The sequence below is a fragment of the Streptomyces sp. NPDC093109 genome (genome assembly GCF_040701725.1).
Lineage (GTDB): Bacteria > Actinomycetota > Actinomycetes > Streptomycetales > Streptomycetaceae > Streptomyces.
In genome coordinates, this window is sequence record NZ_JBFBEZ010000016.1 from 156,187 (window position 1) to 175,508 (window position 19,322).

Annotated in this window: 14 protein-coding genes; 9 read left to right on the plus strand and 5 right to left on the minus strand. The window is 70.4% G+C overall.

Features of this window, described 5'->3' with window-relative positions:
* The first annotated feature begins 182 nt into the window (after positions 1-182).
* Together AB0389_RS17910 and AB0389_RS17915 are read left to right on the plus strand one after the other, a co-directional pair.
* Positions 183-1,541, plus strand: a complete 1,359-nt coding sequence (locus AB0389_RS17910) for an MFS transporter (RefSeq protein WP_366396352.1) — start codon at positions 183-185, stop codon at positions 1,539-1,541.
* Positions 1,538-2,353, plus strand: coding sequence for a putative hydro-lyase (locus AB0389_RS17915; protein ID WP_366396353.1), 816 nt, complete (start codon positions 1,538-1,540; stop codon positions 2,351-2,353). Before AB0389_RS17910 ends, AB0389_RS17915 begins: the two co-directional genes overlap by 4 nt.
* 48 nt (positions 2,354-2,401) lie before the next feature.
* On the opposite strand, the gene ileS is transcribed toward AB0389_RS17915, so the two are convergent.
* Positions 2,402-5,554: an isoleucine--tRNA ligase gene (ileS, locus tag AB0389_RS17920; RefSeq protein ID WP_366396354.1), complete on the minus strand. Its 3,153-nt coding sequence runs from the start codon at positions 5,552-5,554 to the stop codon at positions 2,402-2,404.
* A gap of 577 nt (positions 5,555-6,131) precedes the next feature.
* Between ileS and AB0389_RS17925 the strand changes: the two genes are divergently transcribed.
* The 5 genes from AB0389_RS17925 to AB0389_RS17945 all read left to right on the plus strand — a co-directional run bounded on the left by AB0389_RS17925 (position 6,132) and on the right by AB0389_RS17945 (position 10,646).
* Positions 6,132-6,836: a TraR/DksA C4-type zinc finger protein gene (locus AB0389_RS17925; protein WP_366396355.1), complete on the plus strand. Its 705-nt coding sequence runs from the start codon at positions 6,132-6,134 to the stop codon at positions 6,834-6,836.
* Between the two features lie 71 nt (positions 6,837-6,907).
* Positions 6,908-7,471, plus strand: a complete 564-nt coding sequence (gene lspA, locus AB0389_RS17930) for a signal peptidase II (RefSeq protein ID WP_366396356.1) — start codon at positions 6,908-6,910, stop codon at positions 7,469-7,471.
* A gap of 51 nt (positions 7,472-7,522) precedes the next feature.
* The gene (locus AB0389_RS17935) at positions 7,523-8,464 is read left to right on the plus strand and encodes an RluA family pseudouridine synthase (RefSeq protein WP_366396357.1); all 942 of its coding nucleotides are present in this window, start codon (positions 7,523-7,525) and stop codon (positions 8,462-8,464) included.
* Complete coding sequence (locus tag AB0389_RS17940; RefSeq protein ID WP_366396358.1) at positions 8,461-8,940, plus strand: GNAT family N-acetyltransferase; 480 nt, start codon at positions 8,461-8,463, stop codon at positions 8,938-8,940. Before AB0389_RS17935 ends, AB0389_RS17940 begins: the two co-directional genes overlap by 4 nt.
* A gap of 119 nt (positions 8,941-9,059) precedes the next feature.
* The gene (locus AB0389_RS17945; RefSeq protein WP_366396359.1) at positions 9,060-10,646 is read left to right on the plus strand and encodes a Na+/H+ antiporter; all 1,587 of its coding nucleotides are present in this window, start codon (positions 9,060-9,062) and stop codon (positions 10,644-10,646) included.
* Positions 10,647-10,667: 21 nt separating this feature from the next.
* On the opposite strand, the gene AB0389_RS17950 is transcribed toward AB0389_RS17945, so the two are convergent.
* The gene (locus AB0389_RS17950) at positions 10,668-11,780 is read right to left on the minus strand and encodes a mechanosensitive ion channel domain-containing protein (RefSeq protein WP_366396360.1); all 1,113 of its coding nucleotides are present in this window, start codon (positions 11,778-11,780) and stop codon (positions 10,668-10,670) included.
* An 88-nt stretch (positions 11,781-11,868) separates the two neighbouring features.
* Between AB0389_RS17950 and AB0389_RS17955 the strand changes: the two genes are divergently transcribed.
* Positions 11,869-12,444 (plus strand): dienelactone hydrolase family protein, encoded by a 576-nt coding sequence (locus AB0389_RS17955; RefSeq protein WP_366396361.1) that lies wholly within the window; start codon positions 11,869-11,871, stop codon positions 12,442-12,444.
* Positions 12,445-12,505: 61 nt separating this feature from the next.
* Here the strand turns inward: AB0389_RS17955 and AB0389_RS17960 are convergent, their stop codons facing one another.
* The 3 genes from AB0389_RS17960 to AB0389_RS17970 are packed head-to-tail and all read right to left on the minus strand — an operon-like array spanning position 12,506 to position 15,482.
* Positions 12,506-13,321, minus strand: a complete 816-nt coding sequence (locus AB0389_RS17960; RefSeq protein ID WP_366396362.1) for a DsbA family protein — start codon at positions 13,319-13,321, stop codon at positions 12,506-12,508.
* Between the two features lie 57 nt (positions 13,322-13,378).
* Positions 13,379-14,080, minus strand: coding sequence for a hypothetical protein (locus AB0389_RS17965; protein WP_366396378.1), 702 nt, complete (start codon positions 14,078-14,080; stop codon positions 13,379-13,381).
* A gap of 37 nt (positions 14,081-14,117) precedes the next feature.
* Positions 14,118-15,482, minus strand: a complete 1,365-nt coding sequence (locus AB0389_RS17970; protein WP_366396363.1) for a DUF2252 domain-containing protein — start codon at positions 15,480-15,482, stop codon at positions 14,118-14,120.
* Positions 15,483-15,739: 257 nt separating this feature from the next.
* Between AB0389_RS17970 and dnaE the strand changes: the two genes are divergently transcribed.
* Positions 15,740-19,285 carry a DNA polymerase III subunit alpha gene (gene dnaE / locus AB0389_RS17975; protein WP_366396364.1) on the plus strand — a complete coding sequence of 1,182 codons (3,546 nt, stop codon included), beginning with the start codon at positions 15,740-15,742 and terminating at the stop codon, positions 19,283-19,285.
* Positions 19,286-19,322 lie beyond the last annotated feature (37 nt).

Below are 19,322 nucleotides of genomic sequence, written 5' to 3' on the forward strand. Positions count from 1 at the left end.
CGGTCCGCACCGGTCCGCACCGGTCCGCACTTCGCAGGAGACGACGGTCATCAGCAGGAGGACTGGTCCCGCTGATGGCCGTCGCGCGGCGGGGACCCCCGCGCCGCGCGGACCGTGGAACACAAGCCCGCACGACTGACAGCACATCCCGGCCACAGGACATGTCAGACCCGGAGGACCCCATGAAAAGCCTACCAACGACGGTCGAGGACAACGGAGGGACGGGAAGTGAACCGACTCTCCCGGCCACCGCGAGCCCGGCGGACGACGGAGCGGCACGCGGCCGTCCGCGCAGGGCGGCCATCGCCGCCGCCGCCGGAACGGCCATCGAGTACTACAAGTTCGGCGTCTACAGCTATCTCGCGGTGATCATCGGACCGCACTTCTTCCCCGGCGACGACCCCACCGCCTCCCTGCTGGCCACGCTGGCGGTGTTCGGCAGCGCGTTCCTGATGCGACCGCTGGGCGGCATCGTCCTCGGGCGGCTCGGCGACCGGGTCGGCCGAAAACCGGTACTGATCCTCACGGTGGTGGGTATGGGCAGCGCCACCGCCGCCGTCGGACTGCTCCCCACCGCCGGCACCATCGGGGTCGCCGCGCCGATCGCGCTGCTCCTCGTACGGCTGGCCCAGGGGTTCTTCGCGGGCGGCGAGGTGACCGGCTCCGCCACGTATCTCGCCGAGTCGGCGCCGCACGGCAAGCGCGGATTCTTCGGCGCGTTCACCCCGGTCGGCGTCGCCCTCGGCGGCGGGACCGCGGCCCTGGTGGCCGGGATCACCACGACCGTACTGGACGAGCGTCAGCTCGACGCGTACGGCTGGCGCATCCCCTTCCTGCTCTCGCTGCCCCTGATCGCCGTCGCGCTGATCGCCCGCAACCGGCTGGAGGACTCCGAGACCTTCCTCGCGAAGAAGTCGGAGAAGGCCACGGCCAAGGCGCCGCTGACCGAGGTGCTCACCGAACACCGCGCCCAGGTGCTCAAGGTGACCCTGCTGGCCATCGGGTCCAACTGCGGCTACTGGGTCGGCCTCATCTTCATGAACATCTACCTCACCACCGACCTCGGCTACTCCAAGTCGAACACCTTCTGGATCATGGGCGGGATCAGCCTCTTCGTGGCCTGTCTCATGCCCGTCTTCGGCGGACTCTCCGACCGCTGGGGCCGCAAACGGCTGATCACGGTCGGATTCGCCGGATACGCGATCCTCGTCGTCCCCGCCATGCTGGTCATGGGACTCGGCAGCTTCCCGCTCGCGGTCGGCGCCATGGTCGTGCTCGCCCTGCCCATGCCCATCGTCCAGTCGGTCACCTACCCGACCTACGCCGAGATGTTCCCGACCCGGGTGCGCTACACGGGCCTCTCGTTCAGCTTCAACATCGGCACCATCATCGGCGGCGGACTCAGCCCCTACCTCGCCACCTGGCTCATCGCCTCCACCGGCGATCTGCTCGCCCCGGGGTATCTGCTCATGGCGGCCTCCGTGATGGCTCTGCTCACGCTGCGCACCGTCAAGGAATCCAGCCACACGGAACTCGCGTGACGGCGGCCCGGACCACCCCGGCCGCCCCGGAGACCCCGGCCGAGCTGCGGCGCCTCGTGGCGGCCGGCCGGTGGACCGGGCCGACCGCCGGTCTGCTGGACGGCTATCAGCAGGCCAATCTCGTGGTCGTCCCCCAGGACCTCGCGTACGACTTCCTGCTCTACTGCACCCGCAACCCCAAGCCGTGTCCCGTGCTCGCCGTCACCGAGCCCGGCGATCCGACGGTACGGCTCGGCGCGACCACGGCCGATCTCCGTACCGAGCTGCCCCGCTACCGGGTCTGGCAGCACGGCGAACAGGTCGCGGAACCCACCGACATCACGGAGTACTGGCGCGAGGACGCGGTCGGCTTCCTCCTCGGGTGCAGCCATACCTTCGAGGGGCCGCTGCGCGCGGCGGGCGTTCCCGTCCGCTACGCCCAGGAGTCCGCCGCGCCGCCCGTCTACGTCACGAACCTGCCGACGCGGCCCGCCGGACGGCTGTCCGGGCCACTGGTGGTCAGCATGCGGGCGATCCCCGCACCACTGGTCCCGCGCGCCGTCGAGATCACGTCCCGCTACCCCGCGGGACACGGCGCGCCCGTACACATCGGCGATCCGGCCGCGCTCGGCATCGCCGACCTGGCCAGGCCGGACTTCGGGCCCTCGCCGGTCGTCGAACCCGGCGACGTACCGGTCTTCTGGGCCTGCGGAGTCACCCCGCAGCTGGCGCTGCCCGCCGTGCGGGCCGCGTACACGATCACGCACCATCCCGGCCACATGTTCGTCTTCGACCACACGGTCGACGCGGGTCCCGCCGAGCTCCCCGGGTGAGCGCCGGGCGGGCCGGAGGTCCGGCCCGCCCGACGCCCGGGGAGTCTCCTACGCCTTGCGGAGACGGAAGACGAGGGAGAGGCCCTCGTCCTCGAACGGCTCGCCGTAGGTGTCGTCCGCGGCGCCCTGGGCGAAGTCCGTCGCCAGGACCTCGTCGGCGATCAGCGGGGTGTGCGCCGTCAGGGCCTCGGCGGTGTCCGGGGCCGTCGCCGTCCAGCGCACCGCGATACGGTCCGCCACATCGAGACCGCTGTTCTTGCGGGCCTCCTGGATGAGCCGGATCGCGTCACGGGCCAGGCCCGCGAGCCGGAGTCCGGGGGTGATCTCCAGATCGAGGGCCACCGTCGCGCCCGCGTCGGAGGCCACCGACCAGCCCTCGCGGGGGGTTTCGGTGATGATCACCTCGTCGGGGGCCAGCGGGACGCTCTCGCCGTCCACCGTCACCGACGCCGTACCCTCGCGCAGCGCGGCGGAGAGTGCGGCGGCGTCGGCTTCCGCGACGGCCTTGGCGACCGCCTGGACGCCCTTGCCGAAGCGCTTGCCCAGCGCGCGGAAGTTCGCCTTCGCCGTCGTGTCGACCAGCGAGCCGCCCACCTCGGAGAGCGTCGCCAGCGCGGAGACGTTCAGCTCCTCGGTGATCTGGGCGCGCAGCTCGGGGGAGAGCGCCTCGAAGCCGGTCGCCGCGATCAGGGCGCGGGAGAGCGGCTGGCGGGTCTTCACACCCGACTCGGCGCGGGTCGCGCGGCCCAGCTCGACCAGCCGCCGTACCAGCGCCATCTGCTGGGAGAGCGCCGGGTCGATCATCGCGAGGTCCGGCTCCGGCCAGGAGGCCAGGTGCACGGACTCGGGGGCGTCCTCGGTGACGGGCACGATCATGTCCTGCCAGACCCGCTCCGTGATGAACGGGGTCAGCGGCGCCATCAGCCGCGTCACCGTCTCGACCACGTCGTGCAGCGTGCGGAGCGCCGCCTTGTCGCCCTGCCAGAAGCGGCGGCGCGAGCGGCGCACGTACCAGTTGGAGAGGTCGTCGACGAAGGCCGAGAGCAGCTTGCCGGTGCGCTGGGTGTCGTACGTCTCCAGGGCGTCCGTCGTCTGGTCGACCAGCGCGTGCAGCTCGCTGAGCAGCCAGCGGTCCAGGATCGGGCGGTCGGCCGGCGCCGGGTCGGCCGCGCTGGGCGCCCAGCCGGACGTACGGGCGTACAGCGCCTGGAAGGCCACCGTGTTCCAGTACGTCAGCAGCGTCTTGCGGACCACTTCCTGGATCGTGCCGTGGCCGACGCGCCGCGCCGACCAGGGGGAGCCGCCGGCCGCCATGAACCAGCGGACCGCGTCCGCGCCGTGCTGGTCCATCAGCGGGATCGGCTGGAGGATGTTGCCCAGGTTCTTGGACATCTTGCGGCCGTCCTCGGCCAGGATGTGGCCCAGGCAGACGACGTTCTCGTAGCTCGACTTGTCGAAGACCAGGGTGCCGACCGCCATCAGCGTGTAGAACCAGCCGCGCGTCTGGTCGATGGCCTCCGAGATGAACTGCGCCGGGTAGCGCTTCTCGAACAGATCCTTGTTCTGGTACGGGTAGCCCCACTGCGCGAACGGCATCGAACCCGAGTCGTACCAGGCGTCGATCACCTCGGGGACCCGGGTCGACAGCTGTCCGCAGCCCTCGGTGGGGCAGCCGAAGGTGACCTCGTCGATGTACGGGCGGTGCGGGTCGAGGCCGCTCTGGTCGGTGCCCGTCAGCTCGGTCAGCTCGGCGCGCGAGCCCACACAGGTCAGATGGTTCTCCTCGCAGCGCCAGATGGGCAGCGGGGTGCCCCAGTAGCGGTTGCGGGAGAGCGCCCAGTCGACGTTGTTGTTCAGCCAGTCGCCGTACCGGCCGTGCTTGACGGAGTCGGGGAACCAGTTGGTCCGCTCGTTCTCCGCCAGCAGCCGGTCCTTGATGGCCGTCGTACGGATGTACCAGGACGGCTGCGCGTAGTAGAGGAGCGCGGTGTGGCAGCGCCAGCAGTGCGGGTAGCTGTGCTCGTACGGAACATGGCGGAAGAGCCGGCCGCGTGCCTTGAGATCTTCGGTGAGCGCCTCGTCGGCCTTCTTGAAGAAGACCCCGCCGACCAGCGGGATGTCCTCCTCGAAGGTGCCGTTGGGGCGGATGGGGTTCACCACGGGGAGGCCGTACGCGCGGCAGACGAGCAGGTCGTCCTCGCCGAAGGCGGGGGACTGGTGGACCAGACCCGTACCGTCCTCCGTCGTCACATAGGTGGCGTTGACGACGTAGTGCGCCTCCGCCGGGAAGTCGATGAGCGCGAAGGGACGGTCGTAGGTCCAGCGCTCCATCTCGGCGCCGGTGAAGGACTGTCCTGTGGTCTCCCAGCCCTCGCCGAGCGCCTTGCCGACCAGCGGCTCGGCGACCACCAGCCGCTCGGTGCCGTCCGTGGCGACCACGTACCGGACCTCGGGGTGCGCGGCCACGGCGGTGTTCGAGACGAGGGTCCAGGGGGTGGTCGTCCAGACCAGCAGCGCGGCCTCGCCCGCCAGAGGGCCCGAGGTCAGCGGGAAGCGGACGAAGACGGAGGGGTCGACGATCGTCTCGTACCCCTGCGCCAGCTCGTGGTCGGAGAGGCCGGTCTCGTCGCGCGGGCACCAGGGGGCGACGCGGTGGTCCTGGACCAGCAGGCCCTTGTTGAAGATCTCCTTCAGCGACCACCAGACGGAGTCGACGTACTCCGGGTTCATGGTGCGGTACGCGTTGTCCAGGTCCGTCCAGTACCCCATGCGGGTCGTCAGCTCGGAGAACGCGTCGGTGTGGCGGGTGACGGACTCGCGGCACTTGGCGTTGAACGCGGCGATGCCGTACGCCTCGATGTCCTTCTTGCCGGTGAAGCCCAGCTCCTTCTCGACGGCCAGCTCCACGGGCAGCCCGTGGCAGTCCCAGCCGGCCTTGCGGGCGACGTGGTAGCCGCGCATGGTGCGGAAGCGCGGGAAGACGTCCTTGAAGACGCGGGCCTCGATGTGGTGCGCGCCGGGCATGCCGTTGGCGGTGGGCGGGCCCTCGTAGAAGACCCACTCGGGGCGGCCCTCGGACTGTTCGAGGCTCTTGTCGAAGACCTTGTTCTCACGCCAGAAATCGAGTACGGCGTGCTCCAGCGCGGGCAGGTCGACCTGGGCGGGTACCTGGCGGTACTGCGGCGGGTTCACTGATGTCATCGGGCGCTTCCTCCGGCGGAACTGTGGCATCTCCGTCGGAGGGACGAGAGCCAGGCTCCCGCGGTACCACCCTCCTTGGCCCCGGACGGGACTCCGTCCGTGACCCCCTCATTGAGGCCGCGCTGCCGGTTCTACTCGCTCCGGGCCCGTGTGGTCGGGCCGGTGGCTTTCTTCCGGCGGCTCAGGGGTGATGCTCACTTCGCGCTCTGCCCCCGGGCTCGCACCGTCCCCGGGTCGCTCATGGCCGCGTACGACGCTGCTTGTCCCCATCCACGCCTGTCGCTGCGCCCAGTGTACGGGGAGGGGCCGGGCGTGGCCGACCGGATTTCCGGCGCCCGGCGGGGCCGACCGGTCGAACGTATGACCCGAATGGTTATACCGGCCGGGCCGGACGCGGGCGGCCCGCGTGGCGGCGGATTACCGGGCGGGGAGCTGGGAACAACGGATGGAGGCCCGTTTCGCCGTGGCGGAGAGGGGCCCGACCGGCGGCGTGCCCCGTTGCCGCGGGGCTGGGGCCGATTTATCGTCCCCAGCACGATTCGCGTGCGATATCACCACATGTGAAGGGGCCGCGGCCATGGTGGCGAAGAAGACGGCGGCCAAGAAGGCGGTGGCCAAGAAGGCGGCTACCAAGAAGGCCGCTGCCGAGAAAACGGCGGCGAAGAAGGCGGTGGCCAAGAAAGCGGCTGCCGGGAAGACCACGGCGAAGAAGACCACCACTGCGAAGAAGGCCGCGTCCGCGGCCGGCCGGGCGGCCGAGGCCGCTGAACAGACGGGAGCCAAAAAGGTGGCAGCCAAGAAGACCGCGGGCAGGCGTACGGCGGCGCGAGCGGGCGGAGCCGGGGTGGCGACCGCGGTCGCGGCGGCCGGCGCCGCGACGCCCCCGGGCGAGCTGCCCGTACGGCCCGGCGAGGATCCGTGGACCCCGGAGGAGGTCGCGCACGCGCGCGCCGAGCTGACGGGCGAGATCGTCCGGCTCCAGGCCGAGATCGCCGCGTCCGAGACCTCGCTCGCCGGGCTGATGCGGGACTCGGGGGACGGCGCGGGCGACGACGACGCGGACACCGGTACGAAGAACATCACGCGTGAGCACGAGATGTCCCTGGCCGCCAACGCCCGCGAGATGCTGGAGCAGACCGAGCGCGCGCTGCTGCGGCTCGACTCGGGCACCTACGGGCTCTGCGAGATCTGCGGCAAGCCGATCGGAAAGGCCCGTATGCAGGCGTTCCCGCGGGCCACCCTCTGTGTGGAGGACAAGCAGAAGCAGGAACGCCGGGGCTGATGGCGAACGTGTGTGCCGGGTCCCGTGCCGTACCCTCGTCCTCAGTCGGCACCTAGGTTTGAGGGACTCACGTGGCAGAGGCGGAGCGGGTCATCGGTACGCCGGAAGTGGATGACGAAGAGGCGGCGGCCCCGGCCGAGCAGCCCCAGGGGAAGCGCAGGGTCGCCGTGCTCCTCACGGTCGCCCTCCTCGCGTATCTGCTGGACCTCGGCAGCAAGATGCTCGTGGTGGCCAAGCTGGAGCACCACGAGCCGATCCGGGTGATCGGCGATCTGCTCCAGTTCCAGGCGATCAGGAACGCGGGCGCCGCGTTCGGCTTCGGCGAGGCGTTCACCGTGATCTTCACGATCATCGCGGCGACCGTCATCGTGGTGATCGTCCGGCTGGCGCGCAAGCTCTACAGCCTGCCCTGGGCGATCGCGCTCGGCCTGCTGCTCGGCGGCGCGCTCGGCAATCTCACCGACCGGATCTTCCGCTCGCCGGGAATCTTCCAGGGCGCCGTGGTGGACTTCATCGCCCCCGCCAACTTCGCGGTCTTCAACCTCGCGGACTCGGCGATCTGCTGCGGCGGCGTCCTGATCGTGATCCTGTCGTTCCGCGGGCTCGACCCCGACGGGACCGTCCACAAGGACTGACGGTAAGGCTTGGCGGTCCGGCCGGGTGTAGCTACAAGGCATACTCGACAGGTGAGCTTTCCCGAGATCAGAACGCTGCCCGTGCCCGATGGACTGGAGGGCGAGCGCGTCGACGCCGCCATCGCCCGTATGTTCGGGTTCTCCCGGACGAAGGCGGCGGACCTCGCCGCCTCCGGGAAGGTCCAGGTCGACGGCGCCGTCGTCGGGAAGTCCGAGCGGGTCAGCGGCGGTGCCTGGCTCGAAGTGGAGATGCCCCCGGCCGCCGCGCCGGTGCAGATCGTCGCCGAGCCCGTCGAGGGCATGGAGATCGTGCACGACGACGACGACATCGTCGTGATCGTCAAGCCGGTCGGCGTGGCCGCGCACCCCAGCCCCGGCTGGACCGGTACGACCGTCATCGGCGGCCTCGCCGCGGCCGGCTACCGCATCTCGACCTCGGGAGCGGCCGAGCGCCAGGGCATCGTCCACCGGCTCGACGTCGGCACCTCGGGGCTGATGGTCGTGGCCAAGTCGGAGCGCGCGTACACCCTGCTCAAGGCCCAGTTCAAGGAGCGCGTGGTCGACAAGCGCTACCACGCGCTCGTCCAGGGGCACCCCGACCCGATGAGCGGCACCATCGACGCGCCCATCGGCCGCCACCCGAACCACGACTACAAGTGGGCCGTCACCGCCGAGGGCAAGGCGTCGGTCACGCACTACGACCTGATCGAGGCGTTCCGGTCGGCCTCCCTGCTGGACATCAAGCTGGAGACGGGCCGTACGCACCAGATCCGCGTGCACATGTCCGCCCACCGCCACCCCTGCGTGGGCGATCTGACCTACGGCGCCGATCCGACGCTGGCCAAGCGGCTCGGGCTCACCCGGCAGTGGCTGCACGCCGTCAGGCTCGGCTTCGAGCACCCGTCGGACGGGCGCTGGGTGGAGTACGCCAGCACCTACCCCGACGACCTCCAGGGCGCGCTGGACAAGGTCCGGGCGGAGAGCAACGCGTGAGTGCGCCCACCGCCCCCGGCTACACGCTGCGGGTCGCGAAGGCCCCGGCGGACCTCGCGGCGTGTTTCGCGGTCCGCAGGGACGTCTTCGTCGTCGAGCAGGGCGTCACCGAGGAGCTGGAGTACGACGGCCGCGACGCGACGGCGCTCCATGTGCTGGCCGTACGGGCCGACGGGCACCCGCTGGGCACCGCGCGGCTGCTGTACGGGCCGGAGGCCGCCGACCGTACGGGCGGGGACCCGGCCACCGGCGCGCTGGGCCGGCTGGCGGTCGGCAAGGCCGCCCGCGGCCTCGGGATCGGCGTCGCGCTGGTCGGGGCCGTCGAGGACGCGGCGCGTGAGCGAGGTCTCACCGCCGTCGAGCTGCACGCGCAGTCGCACGCGCTGGGCTTCTACGAACGGCTCGGATACACCGCGTACGGTCCGGAGTTCCTGGACGCGGGCATCGCGCACCGGTCGATGCGCCGGGCCCTCTGAGGCCGGTTTCCGGTACCCCATGGCCTGATTCCGACCGGGCCCATGGCAGGCTTGAGTCTTGATCACTCACCTTGCTCGCCCCCACAGGGCTTGAGGTCTCGACCACCGGAGGGCCCACCGTGGACCAGTTGGCACTGCTGATCGTGCTCCTGCTCGGGGCGGTGCTGACCGTGCCGCTCGGTGACCGGCTGGGGCTGCCCTCGCCGGTCCTCATGACGATCGTCGGCGTCATACTGGCGCTGCTGCCGTTCGTCCCCAATGTGCAGGTGCCCCCGGAGTTCATCCTCCCGCTGCTGCTGCCGCCCCTGCTCTACGCCGCCGTACAGCGCACGTCCTGGCGGCAGTTCACGGCGAACCTGAGACCGATCTTCCTGCTGGCGGTCGCGCTCGTCTTCGTGACGACGGCGGCCGTGGCGGCGGTGGCCAACTCCATCGTGCCCGGGCTGCCCATCGCCGGCGCGATCGCGCTCGGCGCGCTCGTCGCCCCGCCGGACCCGGTGGCCGCGACGGCGGTGGCCGGCTCGCTGGGCCTGCCCCGGCGGCTGGTCTCGATCCTGGAGGGCGAGGGGCTCTTCAACGACGTCACCGCGATCGTGCTCTACCACGTGGCGATCGCCGCGGCCGTCTCCGGCACGTTCTCCTGGCCCAGCGCGGTCGGCTCGCTCGTGCTCTCCGCCGTGGTGGCCGTGGTGGTCGGGCTCGCCCTCGGCTGGCTCACCAACAAGCTGATGTCGCTGCTCGGCGACGCGACCCTCCAGATCGGCCTCTCGCTGCTCGTACCGTTCGTCGCGTACGTACTCGCGGAGGAGCTGCACGGCTCCGGGGTGCTCGCCGTCCTCACCATCGCGCTCTTCCTCGCCACGCACACCGCGGACGCCGACGACGTGATGGGGCGGCTCGCGGGCAACTCCTTCTGGGAGGTCATCGACACCCTGGTGACCGGGGTGGCGTTCGGGCTGATCGGGCTGGAGCTCCACAACGCGTTCGGCGCGGCGACCGGCCGGGGCTGGGAGATGCTCGGCTGGGGCGCGGCGGTCGTCGCGGTCGTCGTGTTCGTCCGGCTGCTCTGGCTGCTGCCCGCCACCTGGCTGGCCAAGCGCATGCACAAGCTGCGCGACTACGACGAGGAGATCCCGACCAGCTGGCGCGAGACCGTCGTCATGTGGTGGGCCGGGATGCGCGGGGTGGCGTCGGTCGCGCTGGCGCTGGCCATTCCGCTGGAGACCGACAGCGGCGAGCCGTTCCCCGGCCGCGAGGAGATCATCTTCATCGCGTTCGCGGTGATCATGGCCACGCTCGTCGTCCAGGGGCTGACGCTGCCCTGGCTGGTGAAGAAGCTGGGCGTACGCGCCGACACGAACGCCGAGCACGAGCTGGAGCACTCGCTGGCGCTGCGCGCCGCGAAGGCGGCCAAGGGGCGGCTCAAGGAGATCGAGAAGGTCGAGGAGCTGCCGGAGGAGATCAGCGAGCGGCTGATGCGCGCCGCCGCCGACATCGGGCTGCGGATCAGCCCCGACCTCGCGGACGACGAGCGGCGCGAGTGGGTCGCCAAGCGCGTGGACCGCATCAAGACCGTCCAGCGCATCCAGCGCGAGATGATGTCGGCGGCCCGCCACGAGGTCCTGTCGGCGCGCAACGAGCCGGGCTCGGACCCGGAGATCGTGGACCGGGTGCTGCGCCACCTGGACGTCCGCAGCATGCACTGAGTGCGGCAGGGGCGGGCCCGGTCAGTCCCGGTCGGCCCCGTCGGCGCGGTCCGCCGCGCTCGCCGTACGGGGCGGCTCGTCGCGCGGGCCCGGTAGCTCGGGGGCCGGCGCCTCCGCCGCCGTCCCCGGCAGGGCGTACGGGTGGTGCGCCACCAGCCAGGCGATCATCCGCTCCCGTACCGCGCAGCGCGCCGTCCAGAGGTCGTCCGCGTCCTTGGCCGTCACCACCGCGCGCACCTCCATGGCCGTCGCGTTCGTGTCCGTGACGGCCAGGCTCCAGGACCGGCCGTCCCAGGCCGGGCAGTCCAGCAGGATCTCGTGCAGCCGCTCGCGCATCAGCGGCAGCGGCGCCGTGTGGGCCAGCTGGAACAGGACCGTGCCGGTCAACTGGGCACCGCCGCGCGACCAGTTCTCGAACGGCTTCCCCGTGAAGTACGACACCGGCATCGTGATCCGCCGCTCGTCCCAGGTCCTTACCGCCAGGAACGTCAGGGTGACCTCCTCGACGACGCCCCACTCGCCGTCCACCACCACCGTGTCGCCGATCCGCACCATGTCGCCGAACGCGATCTGGAACCCGGCGAAGAGATTGCCGAGCGTGGACTGCGCGGCCACACCCGCCACGATGCCGATGATGCCCGCGGAGGCCAGCAGCGAGGCGCCGATCGACCGCAGATCGGAGAACGTCATCAGGATCGCCGCCACCGCCACCACGATGACCACCGCCGTGACGATCCGCATGATCAGCGTCACCTGCGTACGGACCCGGCGCAGCCGCGCCGGATCCCGCGTCGAGGACGCGTAGCGCGCGTACGCCGACTCCACCGCCGCCGACGCGATCCGTACCACCAGCCACGCGCCCGCCGCGATCAGCACCAGCGTCAGCACCTGGCCGATGGCCCCCTGGTACGTCTCGACGACCGCCCACCGCGTCTGCCGGTACGTGCTGCGCAGCGTGGCGGTCAGCAGCAGGACCTGGAGCGGCAGCCGGCAGCGGCGCAGCAGCCCCCACAGCGGGGTCTCGGGGTGGCGGCCGTCCGCGCGGCGCAGCACCAGGTCGACGGCCCAGCCCAGCGCCAGGGTGAGCAGGACGGAGCCCCCGAAGACGATGAGCGGGCGCAGCAGGTGTTCCATGGCTTCTCGGATCTCTCTCGGATCTCGCGGGCCGCTCCCGCGGGGACTGTGCGGCGGTGCGGTGCGGCCGGGCTGGCAGGATGTCCGGATGGACATCATGCTCTTCCACTCGGTCTACGGTCTGCGCCCCGCGGTGCGGGAAGCCGCCGACCGGCTGCGCGCCGCCGGGCACGAGGTGCGCGTGCCCGACCTCTTCGACGGGGAAACCGTCTCCAGCGTGGAGGAGGGCACCAAGCTGAAGGACCGGATCGGCAAGGACGAGCTGCTGCGCCGCGCGGTTCTGGCCGCCGCGCCCTACTCCGAGCGCGGCCTCGTCTACGTCGGCCTCTCGCTGGGCGGCTCGATCGCGCAGAACCTGGCGCTGGGCGACGCGAAGGCGCGCGGGCTGCTGCTGTTGCACGGCACGTCGGACATCGCCGAGAGCGCGTCGGTCGACGATCTGCCCGTACAGCTGCATGTGGCGGACCCGGACCCGTTCGAGTCGCACGACTGGCTGTCGTCCTGGTACCTGCAGATGCGGCGGGCGGGGGCGGATGTGGAGATCTACCGGTATCCGGGGGCCGGGCATCTGTACACGGACCCGGAGCTGCCGGACTACGACGAGCGGGCCGCCGAGGAGACCTGGCGGACCGGGCTCGCGTTCATCGAGTCGCTGGCACCGTAACGTCGCGAACGTCCGCGGCCCCCGCCGAGAGGGAGGGGACCGCGGACGGGCGGATCAGCGGTCAGCCCTTGAGGGCCGCGGTGAGGGCCGTGTTGAAGTCGGCGACCGTCATGGGCGGGTTGTCGCTGCCCGGGGCGGTGAGCTTCTTGCCGTCCATCTTGAGGGTCGGGGTGCCCTGGACGCCGCTCTTGTCGAAGGTGGCGGACATCTTCATGGCCCAGGCGTCGTACGTACCGTTCTTGACGTCGTTCTGGAACGCCGTGTTGCCCTTGAGGGCCTTGACCGAGTCCGCGACCTCGATCAGGTAGCTGTCCTTGGCGAACTTGTCGCTGCTCTCCTCGGGGTGGTACTTCGCCGAGTAGAGCGCGGTCTTGTACTCCAGGAACGCCTCCGGGCTCACATTGAGCGCCGCGCCGAGCGCCGACAGGGCCTTCTTGGAGCCGGTGCCGTTGTCGGAGTTGTCGATGAAGGTCGCGCCGATGTACTTGATCCTGAACTTGCCGGCGTCGATGTCGTTCTGGACGGTCGGGCCGACGGTCTGCTCGAACTGGGCGCAGATCGGGCAGCGGGAGTCCTCGTACAGTTCGAGGGTCTTCTTGGCGGTCGACTTGCCGATGACGACGGTCGTGCCGTCCGTGCCCTCGGTGTTCTTCGGGGCGACGACGGTCTTCTCGTCCTTCATGGCCTCCCAGTGGGAGGGCTTGTTGGCCTGGACGACGGCGTAGCCGACGCCGCCGGCTATCGCGAGGACGGCGACGGCGGAGACGCCGACGACGACCTGGCGGCGGACCTTGTCCTTCTTCGCCTGCCGCTCGCGCTCCAGACGCAGCCGCTCACGGGCGGCGGCCTTGTTGGACTGGTTGTTCCGTGCGCTCATGCTGGTTCACTCCGTGTGAGGACGTGGGGGTACGAGGGGGACGGCCGGGGTGGGGGCTCAGACAGCGCCGAGCGCGGGGCGCGGTGGCCCCCGCCGTCGTACGGAGTGCACCAGGAAGCGGGTACGGGAGGGACGCGGCCGGTCCGCCGGGCGGGGCCCGCGCCGTACGGAACGTACGGCGCCGGTGGCCACCGCGGCGACCGCGGTCAGCAGCGGCCGGAAGGCGGCGGCCCCGGCCGCCCTGACGAGCCGGCACAGCGCCCGCTCGCCGTGCCGCAGCCAGAGCGCGGCGGCCAGCCCGATCGAGACATGGACGCCGAGCAGCAGCCAGGGCAGGGCCGGGTCGGGAGAGTTCAGCAGGGCCGCGGCGGCCGAGTCGGCCGGGACCACGCCGGGCAGCGGCGTACCGGCCGCCCGGCCTCCGAGCGCGCCGCCGCACAGCACGTCGAAGCCGACCGCGCGGAGCGACCCCGCCACGGGGCCGCCCGCCGGGCCGTAGCAGACGCGCTGGCCGCTGGTGAAGACGGTGTCGGCGGCCAGCTCCAGCGGCACGACCAGGGAGGCGATCCGCCAGAAGCCCCGCTCGCGGCCCGCCGCCGCGTAGGCGGCCAGGAACACCACGGCGCTCAGCGCGGCCACCACGGACAGCGGCAGCGGGACGCGGGAGAGCAGCACGTGGGAGCCCGCGGACAGCGTCACGACCAGTGCCGTGAAGAGTGCTGCCCGCGCCGCTCTGAGCCGCGTCCCGGATATGTCCATCGTCGCCGAGTGTGCCATGGCTCCCTGTAAACGGTCCCTAAAGGACGACCGGGGCCGCCTGCCTGACCAGCCGGCCGTTGCGGAACAGGTCCACGAAGATCTGGTGGTCCGTCCGCACCCGCGCCGCGTAGGAGTGCGCGAAGTCCACCAGCAGCGCCCCGAAGCCGTCCTCGTCGGCCGCGATCGCCGCGTCGATCGCCCGCTCCGTGGAGAACGGCACCAGCGAGTGACCGCTCTCGTCGTCCGCCGCCGCGTGCATCGTGGCCGTCGCCCTGCCGAGGTCGGCGACGACCTCCGCGATCTCCTCCGGGTCGTCCAGCTCCGACCAGTCCAGATCCACCGCGTACGGCGAGACCTCCGCCACCAGCTGCCCGGCCCCGCCCAGCTCGGTCCAGCCCAGCCACGGATCGGCGTGCGCCTGGAGGGCCCGCTGCGAGATCACCGTGCGGTGCCCCTCGTGCTGGAAGTACTCGCGCACGGCGCGGTCGGTGATGTGCCGGGCCGCCGCCGGGGACTGCGCCTGCTTCAGATAGATCACGACATCGTTCTCCAGGGCGTCGCTGCCGCCCTCCAGCAGGATGTTGTACGAGGGCAGCCCCGCCGAGCCGATACCGACGCCCCGCCGGCCGATGACGTCCTTGACGCGGTAGGAGTCCGGCCGGTTCAGGCTGGACTCGGGGAGGGTCTCCAGATAGCCGTCGAACGCCGCGAGGATCTTGTACCGGGTGGCCGCGTCCAGCTCGACCGCGCCGGCGCCGGGCGCGAAGCGCCGCTCGTAGTCCCGGATCTCGGTCATCGAGTCCAGCAGCGCGAAGCGGGTGCGCGAGCGCGCCGAGCGCAGGGCGGCGAGCAGCGGGCCCTGCGCCGTGTCCAGGGTGAAGGGCGGCACCTCGTCGTCCTTGGCGCCGGTCGCCAGCGCGTGGATCCGCTCGCGGTAGGAGCCCGCGTAGATCTCCACCAGCTCCGTGATCACGTCGTCGCTGAGGGCCTTGGTGTGGCCGATCAGCGCGAGGGAGGCGGCGAAGCGCTTGAGGTCCCAGGTGAACGGACCGATGTACGCCTCGTCGAAATCGTTGACATTGAAGACCAGCCGCCCGGTGGCGTCCATGTACGTACCGAAGTTCTCCGCGTGCAGATCACCGTGGATCCACACCCGGCCGGTCCGCTCGTCGAGGAACGGGCCCGCCGCCCGGGACCCGGCGCGCGCCTGCTCCAGGTCGCGGTAGAAGAGGCAGGCCGTGCCCCGGTAGAAGGCGAAGGGCGAGGCGGCCATCTTCCGGAACTTCACCCGGAAAGCAGCCGGATCCGCCGCCGACAACTCCCCGAACGCCGTCTCGAAAACGTCGAGGATCTCTTCGCCGCGCTGCTCGTCAGCTGCGTCCACGGGTCGCGGGACCGACATCGCTGGGTGCCTCCTGGTGCCTGACAAATCGGATGGATGTACGGGGACGGCGTAACGAACGGGACCGTGAGCGGAGCGGCCGGGAGCGGCACGCCGCACCCGGAGAGGCAACGCCCGGCGCTCGCCACGAGTGCCCGTCGGCCGCCGCTTTCGCGACGTAGACTTCCCAGCTGTCCCACCCGGCCACCGCCGGCCCACCGGCCCCGGAGGCTGTTTCCGGACACCCCCGTGTCGTCCGCCCGCTGGAGGCCCCCGCCGTGACCAAGCCGCCTTTTACCCATCTGCATGTGCACACCCAGTACTCGATGCTGGACGGTGCCGCGCGGTTGGGGGACATGTTCAAGGCGTGCAACGAGATGGGCATGACGCACATCGCGATGACCGACCACGGCAATCTGCACGGCGCCTACGACTTCTTCCACCAGGCGAAGAAGGCGGGCGTGACGCCGATCATCGGCATCGAGGCGTATGTGGCCCCGGAGTCGCGGCGGCTGAAGCGGAAGGTCAAGTGGGGCCAGCCGCACCAGAAGCGGGACGACATCTCCGGTTCCGGCGGTTACACCCACAAGACGATCTGGGCGGCGAACAGCACCGGGCTGCACAACCTCTTCCGGCTCTCCTCGGACGCGTACAAGGAGGGCTGGCTCCAGAAGTGGCCGCGGATGGACCGGGAGACCATCTCGAAGTGGTCCGAGGGCCTGATCGCCTCCACCGGCTGCCCCTCCGGGGAACTCCAGACCCGGCTGCGGCTCGGCCAGTTCGACGAGGCGCTCCAGGCCGCCTCCGACTACCAGGACATCTTCGGCAAGGACCGGTACTTCCTGGAGCTGATGGACCACGGCATCGAGATCGAACGCCGGGTCCGCGACGGGCTGCTGGAGGTCGGCAAGAAGCTCGGCATCCCGCCGCTGGTCACCAACGACTCCCACTACACCTACGCGTCGGAGGCCACCGCCCACGACGCGCTGCTGTGCATCCAGACCGGCAAGAACCTCTCCGACCCCGACCGCTTCCGCTTCGACGGCACCGGCTACTACCTCAAGTCCACCGACGAGATGTACGCCGTGGACTCCTCGGACGCCTGGCAGGAGGGGTGCGCCAACACCCTGCTGGTCGCGCAGCAGGTCGACACCGAGGGCTGGTTCCAGGAGCGGAACCTGATGCCGCGCTTCGAGGTGCCCGAAGGGTTCACCGAGGTCTCCTGGTTCCGTGAGGAGACCATGCGTGGCATGGCCCGCCGCTTCCCGAACGGGATCCCCGAGGACCGCCAGCGCCAGGTCGAGTACGAGATGGGCATCATCATCGACATGGGCTTCCCGGGGTACTTCCTCGTGGTCGCCGACTTCATCATGTGGGCCAAGAACAACGGCATCGCGGTCGGCCCCGGCCGTGGCTCCGCGGCCGGCTCGATCGTCTCGTACGCCATGGGCATCACCGACCTCGACCCGATCGAGCACGGACTGATCTTCGAGCGGTTCCTCAACCCCGAGCGCATCTCGATGCCCGATGTCGACATCGACTTCGACGAACGCCGGCGCGGCGAGGTCATCCGGTACGTGACCCAGAAGTACGGCGAGGACAAGGTCGCCATGATCGGGACCTACGGCAAGATCAAGGCCAAGAACGCGATCAAGGACTCCGCGCGCGTCCTGGGCTACCCGTACGCCATGGGCGACCGCCTCACCAAGGCCATGCCCGCCGACGTCCTCGGCAAGGGCATCGACCTCAACGGCATCACCGACCCCAAGCACCCGCGCTACAGCGAGGCGGGCGAGATCCGGGGGATGTACGAGAACGAGGCGGACGTCAAGAAGGTCATCGACACCGCGAAGGGCGTCGAGGGCCTGGTCCGGCAGATGGGTGTGCACGCGGCCGGCGTGATCATGTCCAGCGAGACGATCACCGACCACGTACCGGTCTGGGTGCGGCACACCGACGGGGTGACGATCACCCAGTGGGACTACCCGCAGTGCGAGTCGCTCGGCCTGCTGAAGATGGACTTCCTCGGCCTGCGCAACCTGACCATCATGGACGACGCCGTCAAGATGGTGAAGGCGAACAAGGGCGTCGAACTCGACCTGCTCGCCCTGCCGCTGAACGACCCGAAGACGTACGAACTGCTCTGCCGCGGCGACACGCTCGGTGTCTTCCAGTTCGACGGCGGCCCCATGCGCTCGCTGCTGCGCCAGATGCAGCCCGACAACTTCGAGGACATCTCCGCCGTCTCGGCCCTCTACCGGCCGGGCCCGATGGGCATGAACTCGCACACGAACTACGCGGAGCGCAAGAACGCCCGCCAGGAGATCACCCCGATCCACCCGGAGCTGGAGGAGCCCCTCAAGGAGGTTCTCGGGCTCACCTACGGTCTGATCGTCTACCAGGAGCAGGTGCAGAAGGCCGCCCAGATCGTCGCCGGGTACTCGCTCGGCGAGGCCGACATCCTCCGCCGTGTGATGGGCAAGAAGAAGGCCGACGAGCTGGCGAAGAACTTCGTCCTCTTCGAGGCGGGCGCCAAGAAGAACGGCTTCTCGGACGCGGCGATCAAGGCGCTGTGGGACGTGCTGGTGCCGTTCGCCGGATACGCCTTCAACAAGGCGCACTCCTCCGCGTACGGCCTGGTCACCTACTGGACCGCGTACCTCAAGGCGAACTACCCCGCCGAGTACATGGCGGCGCTGCTGACCTCCGTCAAGGACGACAAGGACAAGTCGGCGGTCTATCTCAACGAGTGCCGGCGCATGGGCATCAAGGTGCTGCCGCCGAACGTCAACGAGTCGCAGTCGAACTTCGCCGCCCAGGGCAGCGATGTGATCCTCTTCGGTCTGACGGCGATCAGGAACGTCGGCCAGAACGTGGTGGACTCGATCATCCGCTGCCGCAAGTCGAAGGGGAAGTACGCGACGTTCCCCGACTTCCTCGACAAGGTCGAGGCGGTCGTCTGCAACAAGCGGACCGTCGAGTCGCTGATCAAGGCCGGCGCGTTCGACGAGATGGGCCACACCCGCAAGGGGCTCGTCGCCCACCACGAACCGATGATCGACAATGTGGTGGCCGTCAAGCGCAAGGAGGCCGAGGGGCAGTTCGACCTCTTCGGCGGCGGCGACGAGGAATCGAGCGAGCCGGGCTTCGGGCTCGACGTGGAGTTCTCCGACGTCGAGTGGGACAAGTCGTACCTCCTCGCGCAGGAGCGCGAGATGCTCGGCCTGTACGTCTCCGACCACCCGCTCTTCGGTATCGAGCACGTCCTGTCCGACAAGTCCGACGCGGCGATCTCCCAGCTCACCGGCGGTGAGCACGCGGACGGCGCGGTCGTCACCATCGGCGGCATCATCTCCGGCCTCCAGCGCAAGATGACCAAGCAGGGCAACGCCTGGGCCATCGCCACGGTCGAGGACCTGGCCGGCTCCATCGAGTGCATGTTCTTCCCCGCGACGTACCAGCTGGTCTCCACCCAGCTCGTCGAGGACACCGTCGTCTTCGTCAAGGGCCGTCTCGACAAGCGCGAGGACGTCCCCCGGCTCGTCGCGATGGAGATGCAGGTCCCCGACGTGTCGAACGCGGGGACGGACGCGCCCGTCACCATCACCATCCCCACGGTGAAGCTCACCCCGCCGATGGTCAGCAGGCTCGGCGAGATCCTCAGCCACCACCGGGGCAACTCGGAGGTACGGATCAAGCTCCAGGGCGCCCGCAAGACCACGGTCCTGCGGCTGGACCGGCACCGGGTGCAGCCCGATCCGGCGCTCTTCTCGGTGTCCACCAGGGCCAGGCCCGGGAAGGTCACCCGGGCGACGGCCGTGTAGAGGCCTGCCACGGGATCGTGGACGACGCCGAGCTGCC

What these genes read in the sequence shown, in the direction of transcription:
- AB0389_RS17910 (WP_366396352.1), top strand. Translation starts at nt 183, where the DNA reads ATGAAAAGCCTACCAACGACGGTCGAGGACAACGGAGGGACGGGAAGT.
- ileS (WP_366396354.1), bottom strand. Translation starts at nt 5,554, where the DNA reads ATGACATCAGTGAACCCGCCGCAGTACCGCCAGGTACCCGCCCAGGTC.
- AB0389_RS17925 (WP_366396355.1), top strand. Translation starts at nt 6,132, where the DNA reads ATGGTGGCGAAGAAGACGGCGGCCAAGAAGGCGGTGGCCAAGAAGGCG.
- AB0389_RS17950 (WP_366396360.1), bottom strand. Translation starts at nt 11,780, where the DNA reads ATGGAACACCTGCTGCGCCCGCTCATCGTCTTCGGGGGCTCCGTCCTG.
- AB0389_RS17955 (WP_366396361.1), top strand. Translation starts at nt 11,869, where the DNA reads ATGGACATCATGCTCTTCCACTCGGTCTACGGTCTGCGCCCCGCGGTG.
- AB0389_RS17960 (WP_366396362.1), bottom strand. Translation starts at nt 13,321, where the DNA reads ATGAGCGCACGGAACAACCAGTCCAACAAGGCCGCCGCCCGTGAGCGG.
- AB0389_RS17965 (WP_366396378.1), bottom strand. Translation starts at nt 14,080, where the DNA reads ATGGACATATCCGGGACGCGGCTCAGAGCGGCGCGGGCAGCACTCTTC.
- AB0389_RS17970 (WP_366396363.1), bottom strand. Translation starts at nt 15,482, where the DNA reads ATGTCGGTCCCGCGACCCGTGGACGCAGCTGACGAGCAGCGCGGCGAA.